The sequence below is a fragment of the Microcoleus sp. OTE_8_concoct_300 genome (genome assembly GCF_031383065.1).
GTDB lineage: Bacteria > Cyanobacteriota > Cyanobacteriia > Cyanobacteriales > Microcoleaceae > Microcoleus.
This window is the reverse complement of sequence record NZ_JANMZH010000885.1, coordinates 1-9,208: the sequence shown is the minus strand read 5'-3', so window position 1 is coordinate 9,208 and position 9,208 is coordinate 1. Positions and strand designations below refer to the sequence as shown.

The following is a 9,208-nucleotide window of genomic DNA, read 5'->3' as shown; positions in this document are numbered from 1 at the left end:
TGCTTCCCCTTCTCCTACTAAAAAGTCTCCCTAACTAGGGCGATCCGAGAGTGTTTGCCCAACGAGCCTAGCCTCCAGGTGAAAAATCGTTCGCTCCTCGCATTTTTTCATCTCATAGGTCTAGGTCTCAAGTTGGGTGTGAGTTGTAGTCTGATGCTTTTACTAAAGTTCAGTACCTCCCCTTACTGCCGCAAAGTCCGCTGAGAAAGCTGGGTTACAAGGGCATTTTCTTTCAAGTTCAAAATTTGACTCCCGGCCTGCACGTTTTGAAACTCAAGGCTCTGACAGGAGGTTTGAGGACAGTGCCAGTGCTGCTGCCTCAACTCGAAGCTCAACCGGAGGATCTCGCAGACTCGACGCAAATTTTGCACTCGATCGAGTCTCGGTTTCCTTCCCGGTCGCTGTGTCCAGCAGACGAGAGAAAAGCAAGCTGAGGCTTGGATGCTCGAAGACTGGCTCGATGAAAGCATCGGCATTGCTACTCGATTTGTTTACTAGGAGTTTCGCGTCGGTGTGGGCAGGCAAATCTACCGGTCTGTTTTGAGCCAGTTAGTGATGCAATAGGCCCGCCACCAGTTCGGCATTAACCTTCCCTCGGCAAAACTCGCTTCCGTTACGCCTGAGTGCTGCTTTAAACCTGTTGCACCGTCGCTGGCGAGATGGTGCCTATATTGTAGGAGATTCCTTGAGCGTGGCAGATATTGCTGCTGCCGCCCTGCTGAGTCCTTTAGCTTTGATTCCTCAATATCGAGTTGACCATCTGCAGGCTGTTTGAGCGCATTGCCAAAATTCACGGACTTTGTAGGGAAACCCAGCCTCCGGGATTTGAAAGTCGATCGAGCGATCGTCCCTGCCTGAAAATTCCAGCTAAATGATTAGTGGCTCCCCAACACTTACTCTTCTTGACCCTCCGGCAGCCGCAAATCGACAAGAGTTTGAAAAAACTTGAATATCACATATTCGATAAAAAGTCAAGGGTATTTGCGAGAAAATATAAATTTTTCAATTTGTTTTAATATTTCTATACTTAGATGTTAGCAGTAAAACCCCAGCTCGGCCGTCGGCAAGGTAATAAGATTGCCTGCTGTGTGCGCCTCGGGCGCGCGCGGTCGCCGCTGCAGGCAAAATCATGCTAATCAGTGGTAGGATTAGCGATCAAAAATGTATCGAAATGTAAAGTGCAGCGCCGCCAACGGTTTTGAAAGCCATTTAGTCAAAAGATTGAGGTAAGTAGTTTTATGCCCGCGACCGTCCCCTTTGAACAGATTGACCGGATTGTTTGGAATCAGCACCACGATCCATTTGAAGTGCTAGGCCCCCACGCCCTCGAAGAAAATGGCAAAAAACTCTGGGTCGTCCGAGCTTATCTGCCGAATGCGGATGCGGTATCGGTGGTTGTGCCGGAGGCCAGGGCCGAATACCCGATGAAATCAGAGCATCATCCTCATTTTTTTGAATGTACGATCGAAACCCCAGAACTAGCAAACTATCAACTGCGGGTCAAAGAAGGAGAACACGATCGCTTTATTTACGACCCCTACGCCTTTCGATCGCCCAAACTCACAGAATTTGACCTTCACTTATTCTCAGAAGGCAACCACCACCGGATTTACGAAAAACTGGGGGCGCACCTCACCTCCGTAGATGGCATCACAGGAGTATATTTTGCCGTTTGGGCCCCGAATGCCCGCAACGTGTCTGTTTTAGGCGATTTCAACTATTGGGACGGCCGCAAACATCAAATGCGGAAATCGCATAACGGGATCTGGGAATTATTTATTCCGGGACTACTCGTGGGAACTCACTACAAATACGAAGTGAAAAACCAAGACGGACATCCCTACGAAAAGTCCGATCCTTACGGTTTCCAGCAAGAAGTGCGGCCGAAAACCGCATCAATTGTCACCGACTTAAATACCTACACTTGGAACGACAGTGCTTGGATCGAACAGCGGCGGCACACAGACCAACTGACGCAGCCGGTTTCGGTTTACGAATGCCACATCGGTTCTTGGCTGCACGCCGCTACTGACGAACCCGCCGTGCTACCAAATGGGGAAATAGAACCCGCCGTACAGGTTTCGGAACTGAATCCCGGGGCGCGGTTTCTGACTTACCGGGAATTGGCCGATCGGCTGATTCCCTATGTCAAAGATTTGGGATTCACCCACATCGAAATGCTGCCGATCGCCGAACATCCTTTCGACGGTTCTTGGGGCTATCAAGTCACCGGTTATTTCGCCCCAACTTCCCGCTACGGCAAACCTGAAGATTTCATGTATTTTGTTGACCAGTGCCACGCCAACGGCATTGGCGTACTGGTGGACTGGGTGCCGGGACATTTCCCCAAAGACGGTCACGGTTTGGCTTTCTTTGACGGAACTCACTTGTACGAACACGCTGACCCCCGCAAGGGCGAGCACAAAGAGTGGGGAACCCTAGTATTTAACTACGGCCGCAACGAAGTGCGGAATTTCCTAGTATCAAACGCTCTGTTCTGGTTTGACAAGTACCACATCGACGGGATTCGCGTAGATGCGGTGGCCTCGATGCTTTATTTGGATTACTGTCGCGAACCCGGAGAATGGTTGACCAACCAGTACGGAGGCAGGGAAAATATCGAGGCGGCAGATTTTCTGCGGCAGGCGAATCACGTCATTTTTAGCTATTTCCCAGGGGCGCTGTCGATCGCCGAAGAATCTACCTCTTGGCCGATGGTATCTTGGCCGACCTATGTAGGCGGTTTGGGCTTCAACCTGAAATGGAACATGGGTTGGATGCACGATATGCTCGACTATTTCCACATGGACCCGTGGTTCCGCCAGTTCCACCAGAACAACATAACTTTCAGTATGTGGTACAACCACAGCGAGAATTTCATGCTGGCTTTGTCCCACGATGAGGTAGTCCACGGCAAGGCTCACATCATCGGGAAAATGCCAGGGGACGAATGGCAAAAGTTTGCAAACGTGCGGTGTTTGTTTACTTTTATGTTTGCTCATCCCGGAAAGAAAACGATCTTTATGGGGATGGAGTTCGGCCAGTGGCACGAGTGGAACGTTTGGGGGGATTTGCAGTGGCAGTTGCTGCAATTCGATCCGCACCAAAAGTTGAAGCTGTTTTTTAAGGATTTGAACAATTTGTACCGCAGCGAAAGGGCACTTTACAGTCAAGATTTTGCTGAGGATGGGTTTGAGTGGATTGATTGCACCGACAACCGGCACAGTGTCGTGGCCTTTGTGCGCCGAGAGAAGGATGGGGACGAGTTTGTGGTGACGGTGTGCAATTTTACGCCGCAGCCCCACTCTCACTATCGGGTAGGAGTTCCGGAAGAGGGTTTCTATACGGAGTTGTTTAACAGCGACGCGCGCGAGTACGGCGGTAGCAATATGGGGAATTTGGGAGGCAAGTGGACTGATGAGTGGTGGTTCCACAACAGTCCTTATTCGATCGACTTGTGTTTGCCGCCTTTGGGTGTGTTGATTTTAAAGATCGATCGCGAAAAAACTGCCCTGCGTAATTCTCAATAGTTTTTAGCCGATCGACTGACTCATAACTGTAACTTAATTTCTCAACAAAGCTACCCATTGTTTAATGTTTGGGTAGCTTTATTAATTGAAATTTCCTACCTCGCTCAACCATTCCGTCTCAGGTAAACGCCGGTAAACATCTCGATCACGACTCATCAGCCGATACCCAATAAATTCCCGCCGGAGGGTGGCGCAGTCTTCATGATGTTATTTCAGCACGGTATTGATTTCTTTCTCAGAATAATCTCGATCGCATTCAAACTTTTCCACAAGCCATTTCAAAAGCACAAACCGTTTTTTGCGGCTGGCAGGAATGCTGGTGATATCAATTCCGGCTGCGCAGGAATGATATCAGATCCTTGCTTCATTCGTCGGGCGTAAAGTCTAATCCCGAGGCCAACAAATAATTCGTGCAATTTTCATTTTTTTGACCCCTCCTTCTACAGTCAACAGTCAACCGTCAACCGTCAACATCATTCCGGTGTAACCGGAAATGATATGATGCGATTGTCTGTCACAAAGGACTGCAACACAGTGATTTCCCAGTTTTTTGGTTCCACATCCTGGGCTAGGGTTTGGAGTCTATTTGGGGTGAGTAGTAAGTCTCCACTAAGGTGTTCGAGTTGTTCTAAATTGAGGCGATAGAGGTGTGTATTGCCCTGCGGACTGAGGTTGACTAGGTTGAGCTCCTTGAGCTTGGTGAGATGGTGAGAGATTGTCGGGGCCTTCAAGTGTAGCAATGCCGCCAACTCTTCTACACTACACTCGCGCCCTCGCCAGAACCCCCAACAGCTTGAGCCGACTCTCATTGCTCAGGGCTTTGAAAAAATCCAAGAGGGTTTGCAGGTTTTGAGGTGTCATAGAACTAATTAGACAATAATCTAATTAGAAGTTTATCAAATTAGTTTTGCGATTGTCCATGCTTGCTCGATCGAGTTGGTGCGTTCAATCGTTTAGCATGAGGTTGACAATATAGCGATCCTAAATCATTTGTGAATTTCTTACTCCCGGACCGCGAGTTCGGGGAGGGCTGGGGTGGGGTAAAAAATTTACGACTCCTGCAAGGATTGCTATATTAGTTTATGAGTCCTGGACTAAAAAAATAACAAATAACAAATAACAAATAACTCATAACTAAATGTTTGAGGAAACTTTAGGCGACTCAATTTTTACTACTTCCTCCATAGATTGTTCCTCCACAGCGTCTTTATTTGGCAGTTGCAGATGCTTCATTTCCCAAACTTTCAGCAAAATTAGATATTCATAAAAAGCTTGCAGCGTGCACCAAGTCAATCCCGCTTGACCGTCAAGAAATCCGCCGAGTAAAATATACATATAGAAAAAGCGGACCACAGGCCGCAAAGGCAAGCGCAAAGAAAAATCTTTCAAAGCGCGGCGCCTTTCCACCTCCGACGCGCCAAACAATAAATCCCACCAATTTACTTGACCCGCTTCTAATTGGCGGAGAGTTTCAGCCGCCTCGTCAGTCGAGTAGCGGTTGTGCTTTTCAATCCAGCGGGAAAGACCTTTGCTGCAAGTATAGTGAGGGTAGGTTTCCTTCAAAAAGTGAGTAGGCCCGTTGCAGACTTCCCGTTCAGTGTGACCGTAGTCAGTAAAGCACACTCGGTCTTTGCGAAACAGGCGCATTTGATAGCGGGGATATTGAGTGCTGCGGCGAATCCAGCGCTCCATAAATATTACTTTTTCAGCTACGTAATAGCCGATATATTCTTGACTTTCGATCGCCTTTAAGCATTCAGCAAACAGTGCAGGCGTCATCCGCTCGTCAGCTTCGAGGATGTAAACCCATTCGTACTTGCACGGGACTTCTTGGAGCATCCAAGTCCGCTGGCATCCGTGAGTTTCAAAGCGGTGCTGCACTGTTTGCACGGCATAGTTCTGAACAATCTCAAGGGTGCGATCGGTGCTGAAAGAATCAACTACAATGATATCGTCACAAAGCAGCGCCGATTCAATGCAAGCGGCGATATCAATTTCTTCGTTGTAAGTCAGAATATAAATTGAGAACATTCCCAGCTTTCAGTAATGGCAAACTATTCGGTAAACAAACTATTTCTCAGGGATGTCTCGACCAGCGCGATCCCTGCCAGCGCCGGTCAATTTTTGCGGCGGCCGAACCGCAGAATTCCCATACTTCTCAATCCCGTCCAACCAACAGTAATGTAGCCTATAGCTAACAACAAACTGCTGATTCCCGTCTGCAAACTCGAATTTCTCGATCGAGTTCTTAACTCTTTCTCTTTTTGTTGCTTGCGGGTGCGAATCTCGTTGCGAGCTTGAGTGGGCAGTTCTTGAGCTTGCTGTTCCAGGAAGTTGTCGAGGGCTTTCGGGTCATTTTTGGAATTCCGAAGCACAGCTTTCAATTCCTCGGGAACATCTGGGCTCTGGAGGGCTTGTTGCAGCTTCCCCTGGTCTTGCTGCAGGGCGGCTATCTGGGTGCGCCGCTGGTTTTTGAGCTGTTCTATCTGAGTTTTAAACTGATCGCTTTTAATTTGCGCCTCAAGTTGACCTTCCGCTTGTCCCGCTTCTTGATCGACTTGAGCCAGAGCATTCTGGAGTTCCAAACGAGTATTGTTGAGGTGAACGGGAACCAGAGATAGGTAAACTAGACCTAACAAGCTGGAAATCAACAGCGCCCAGAATCGCAAGTCCAGCCAAACCTTGCGTCGCTCAATAGAGACTCCACTGCTGCTGTCCACCCAAAAGCCAGTCATCAGAAGGGCGATACCCATCAAAGGAATAATGCCCCTGTCAACTATCTGAGTTGCTGCGGCCAACTGCCAGGCTCGATTGAGAAGGTCCGAAGTTTCTCCCGGCAGCGACAGAACAATGCAGTCAAGCAAAGCAGAGAGAATCAAGATAATCCCAACTACTTTTAGAGTTCGAGCAGCTACTGAAGAAAATTGACGGCTATTACTTGCTTTCATAATTCCTGTGAGATAATTCTACACCGTTTCATTTAAGGGGGTAGTTGACTTGATTTTGTTGAACGAGTTCCAAGCTATTTTCCACCAAAATAGCTGCTTGGGGTACCCACCTCGACTTTCCTCTGGGTTTCCACAGGCTGCGGTTGCTAGCCCAAAGGATTGAGTTTCTGCACAGGTATGCAGAGTTGTTCGAGGTGCCACGCTTCAGGGGTGGCTGTAAAGCTTGGTTAAGATAGCGCCCAGAAACTGCAGCAAGCAACTGCTGGCTTCTTCTATGGTCTGACGAATGCAGCTTAAAGATAAGATCTGCACGCTTGGGTTCGGTGCTTTTAACTAGCTTTCGCTCGCGCGGCGGTGTCAGAAATAATAGACACAGCAGAAGCGCGTTTCGCTGGGTTTCACCCCCTAGGGTTCCCACTACCCGATCGCCTGCCAGAGGCCGTGGAACTCGCATCCCCTGTCTTATAGTAATTGATATAACAGAGGGGTGGAATAAATAATTGTTCCCGAACCTTTTTAACCTCTAATTACCAGCAGCACGATACGGTTGCCACAGATACACGAGTAGCTGTTTTTTCCTTTTTCCTTCTGTTTACCAGATCAGCTTCGCCGCTGGGCATTCATACTTCTTCCTTCTTGCTTAAGAGTCACCAATTACTAATTGCCAATTACTAATCGCCAACTACTAATTATCGGCAGCTTGAGTGCTGGATTGTTCAATAGCAAAAGTGCAAAAAATCACATTTTTTGGTAGGATAATTGCTCGCTGTTCAAATTTGCTGGTAATGACTGCAATGATTTCTGGTGTTTACAGGTTGAAAGAACTTGAAAGATTGATCGCATCCGATCCGGACAAGTGGCGTCCGATCGTGTTTACTAACGGATGCTTCGATATCCTACACGCTGGGCACGTCCGCTATTTGCAGGCGGCAAAAAATTTGGGGCGATCGCTCGTGGTGGGCTTGAATAGCGATGCCAGCGTGCAAGCTATCAAACCGCAGCAGCCGGGATTGCCACCTCGCCCGATCGTACCGGAAAATCAGCGAGCCGAAGTTTTAGCCGCCCTCAAACCAGTAGACGCCGTAGTAATTTTTTCCGAGATTACAGCAACTAAACTGATAAATATCCTGAAGCCAGATATATACGTTAAAGGAGGAGACTATCAAGTCGAAACTCTACCGGAAGCACCGGCTGTTATCGCCGGAGGTGGCAAGATTTCCTTGATCGAAATAGAAGTTCCGAGTTCTACCAGTGCGATCGTCAAACGCATTTTGCAATTAGGTACTTAACCGTCGATCGCAAACACCAAACAGCGAGCTAAAGTCAGAAGTTGCCCGATCAAAAAATACCCTTGGTGCGATCGCTCGTACAAATTCATCCCAATTGCTAAGCAGGAGAGAATTTCAATGGAGCTCACAAGCAATAACACGATCGCGGAAATCCTAGAAAGACACAAAGCACAACTGCTAGCAGACTGGCTCAAAGAACTGCAAAATACCGGGCTGCGGCCCGACGACTTGATGAGAGCCAAAGAATTGCTTTCCGAGTGTCAAGAGTTCCTGCAATTGCTCCACATTGCAGTCGGGCACGGTAACTTTAGCGACATCCAGACACCCGAATGGGAAAATATGCGGGTGCTGCTAGCATCCGTTTCGCGCGAGCGCGTTCAGAGAGGCTTTACTCCCGAGCGAGATAGTGAGTTTCATTTTATGCTTCAAAAAGCCATTGTTCGATCGGCTTTGTCACGAACTCACACAAAACCGCGACGCACTTGTCGAACAACTTTGGCTTTCCACCAGTTTATTAGACCAGCTAGGTCTTTGGGTGACAGAAATCTTTCTCAAAGCTTGCGAAGAAGTCATCGAACGCCAGCAGCAAGAAATGCTCGAATTGTCAACACCAGTAGTCAAAATTTGGCAAGGAATTCTCGCTTTATATCAATTCCGGTGGCATGGGAATGATTAAACCGCAGAGAACGCAGAGAACGCAGAGTCTCCAGAACAGAGAGATGAATACAGGACGATGCTACCGGATTTGATATTACCCATGATCGGGACTCTCGACAGTGCCCGCACTCAAATAGTCATGGAAACTCTGTTGCACGAATGAAATTTTGTATACCCTTCATAGGGCTACAAAGAAGCCTACATCTCACGCTGTACTCAGCTTGATGTAGGAGTATGTCACAGAAGGCGCACCCTGCTTTAAAAAATACCAAAGGAGCGGCTGTGGCGATCGCCCAAATCGATCGTACTCAACAAACAGTTTGTTTGGCCGGAATTGGCAACATCAGCGGTGTAGTGGTCACAGATCACCAAACCCGCAGCATGGTTTCGTATAATGGCACAGTTGGACATTTGACATCCTCCTCGCCGTGAACGACGGGGATTCCTAAACCTCACGATTTAGGTTTCTGTTTCTTAGCAGTCGCCTTCACAGATTTACTCTGTTGGGGTCTTACACTCGCTCCACAGACGCTCCACCGCAAGCCCTGCGGCCAAAATGTTTTTACTCGCGTTAATGTCACGGTCATGGTGAGTTCCGCACTCTGGACATTCCCTGTCTCGAATACTTAACGGCAATTTAAGGGCAATATGCCCACAATTACTGCACCGCTTAGAACTAGGAAACCATCTATCTCTCTCAATAGACCTCTTGCAAAAATAACTAGGACGGGCAAGATGCCCATCCCACAAGAGTTATTTTTTCTTGTGGGATGGGCATCTTGCC

Annotated in this window: 11 protein-coding genes and 2 pseudogenes; 5 read left to right on the top strand and 8 right to left on the bottom strand. The window is 48.1% G+C overall.

Annotated elements, in window-relative coordinates; all coding sequences use genetic code 11:
* The first annotated feature begins 245 nt into the window (after positions 1 to 245).
* Entirely contained in the window at positions 246 to 434 is a 189-nt protein-coding gene (locus ACUVJL_RS38625; RefSeq protein ID WP_445250644.1) for a hypothetical protein, read from the top strand.
* A 93-nt stretch (positions 435 to 527) separates the two neighbouring features.
* Here ACUVJL_RS38625 and ACUVJL_RS38620 read toward each other — a convergent pair whose 3' ends face one another.
* The gene (locus ACUVJL_RS38620) at positions 528 to 794 is read right to left on the bottom strand and encodes a hypothetical protein (protein WP_445250643.1); all 267 of its coding nucleotides are present in this window, start codon (positions 792 to 794) and stop codon (positions 528 to 530) included.
* A gap of 444 nt (positions 795 to 1,238) precedes the next feature.
* On the opposite strand from ACUVJL_RS38620, the gene glgB reads away from it, so the two are divergent.
* On the top strand, positions 1,239 to 3,530 hold the full coding sequence (glgB, locus tag ACUVJL_RS38615) for a 1,4-alpha-glucan branching enzyme (RefSeq protein WP_445250642.1): 2,292 nt from the start codon (positions 1,239 to 1,241) through the stop codon (positions 3,528 to 3,530).
* Between the two features lie 81 nt (positions 3,531 to 3,611).
* Here glgB and ACUVJL_RS38610 read toward each other — a convergent pair.
* The 5 genes and pseudogenes from ACUVJL_RS38610 to ACUVJL_RS38590 form a co-directional block, all read right to left on the bottom strand.
* A pseudogene (locus tag ACUVJL_RS38610) lies at positions 3,612 to 3,845 on the bottom strand (DUF2087 domain-containing protein).
* A 158-nt stretch (positions 3,846 to 4,003) separates the two neighbouring features.
* Positions 4,004 to 4,339, bottom strand: coding sequence for an ArsR/SmtB family transcription factor (locus tag ACUVJL_RS38605; protein WP_445250641.1), 336 nt, complete (start codon positions 4,337 to 4,339; stop codon positions 4,004 to 4,006).
* A gap of 325 nt (positions 4,340 to 4,664) precedes the next feature.
* Positions 4,665 to 5,561, bottom strand: coding sequence for a glycosyltransferase family 2 protein (locus ACUVJL_RS38600; protein ID WP_445250640.1), 897 nt, complete (start codon positions 5,559 to 5,561; stop codon positions 4,665 to 4,667).
* Between the two features lie 86 nt (positions 5,562 to 5,647).
* The gene (hpsJ-B, locus tag ACUVJL_RS38595) at positions 5,648 to 6,478 is read right to left on the bottom strand and encodes a hormogonium polysaccharide biosynthesis protein HpsJ (protein WP_445250639.1); all 831 of its coding nucleotides are present in this window, start codon (positions 6,476 to 6,478) and stop codon (positions 5,648 to 5,650) included.
* A gap of 28 nt (positions 6,479 to 6,506) precedes the next feature.
* Entirely contained in the window at positions 6,507 to 6,932 is a 426-nt protein-coding gene (locus ACUVJL_RS38590) for a hypothetical protein (RefSeq protein ID WP_445250638.1), read from the bottom strand.
* Between the two features lie 340 nt (positions 6,933 to 7,272).
* On the opposite strand from ACUVJL_RS38590, the gene rfaE2 reads away from it, so the two are divergent.
* Entirely contained in the window at positions 7,273 to 7,767 is a 495-nt protein-coding gene (gene rfaE2 / locus ACUVJL_RS38585) for a D-glycero-beta-D-manno-heptose 1-phosphate adenylyltransferase (RefSeq protein WP_445250645.1), read from the top strand.
* Here the strand turns inward: rfaE2 and ACUVJL_RS38580 are convergent.
* Positions 7,764 to 7,895 (bottom strand): hypothetical protein, encoded by a 132-nt coding sequence (locus tag ACUVJL_RS38580; RefSeq protein ID WP_445250637.1) that lies wholly within the window; start codon positions 7,893 to 7,895, stop codon positions 7,764 to 7,766. The two genes, rfaE2 and ACUVJL_RS38580, sit on opposite strands and share 4 nt — an antisense overlap.
* Between ACUVJL_RS38580 and ACUVJL_RS38575 the strand changes: the two genes are divergently transcribed.
* Both ACUVJL_RS38575 and ACUVJL_RS38570 read left to right on the top strand, forming a co-directional pair.
* Positions 7,885 to 8,439, top strand: coding sequence for an RsbRD N-terminal domain-containing protein (locus tag ACUVJL_RS38575; protein ID WP_445250636.1), 555 nt, complete (start codon positions 7,885 to 7,887; stop codon positions 8,437 to 8,439). The two genes, ACUVJL_RS38580 and ACUVJL_RS38575, sit on opposite strands and share 11 nt — an antisense overlap.
* A 219-nt stretch (positions 8,440 to 8,658) precedes the next feature.
* Positions 8,659 to 8,856, top strand: coding sequence for a hypothetical protein (locus tag ACUVJL_RS38570; protein ID WP_445250635.1), 198 nt, complete (start codon positions 8,659 to 8,661; stop codon positions 8,854 to 8,856).
* Positions 8,857 to 8,876: 20 nt separating this feature from the next.
* Here the strand turns inward: ACUVJL_RS38570 and ACUVJL_RS38565 are convergent.
* A pseudogene (locus tag ACUVJL_RS38565) lies at positions 8,877 to 9,126 on the bottom strand (zinc ribbon domain-containing protein); the annotation flags it as partial.
* Positions 9,127 to 9,208: the final 82 nt, after the last annotated feature.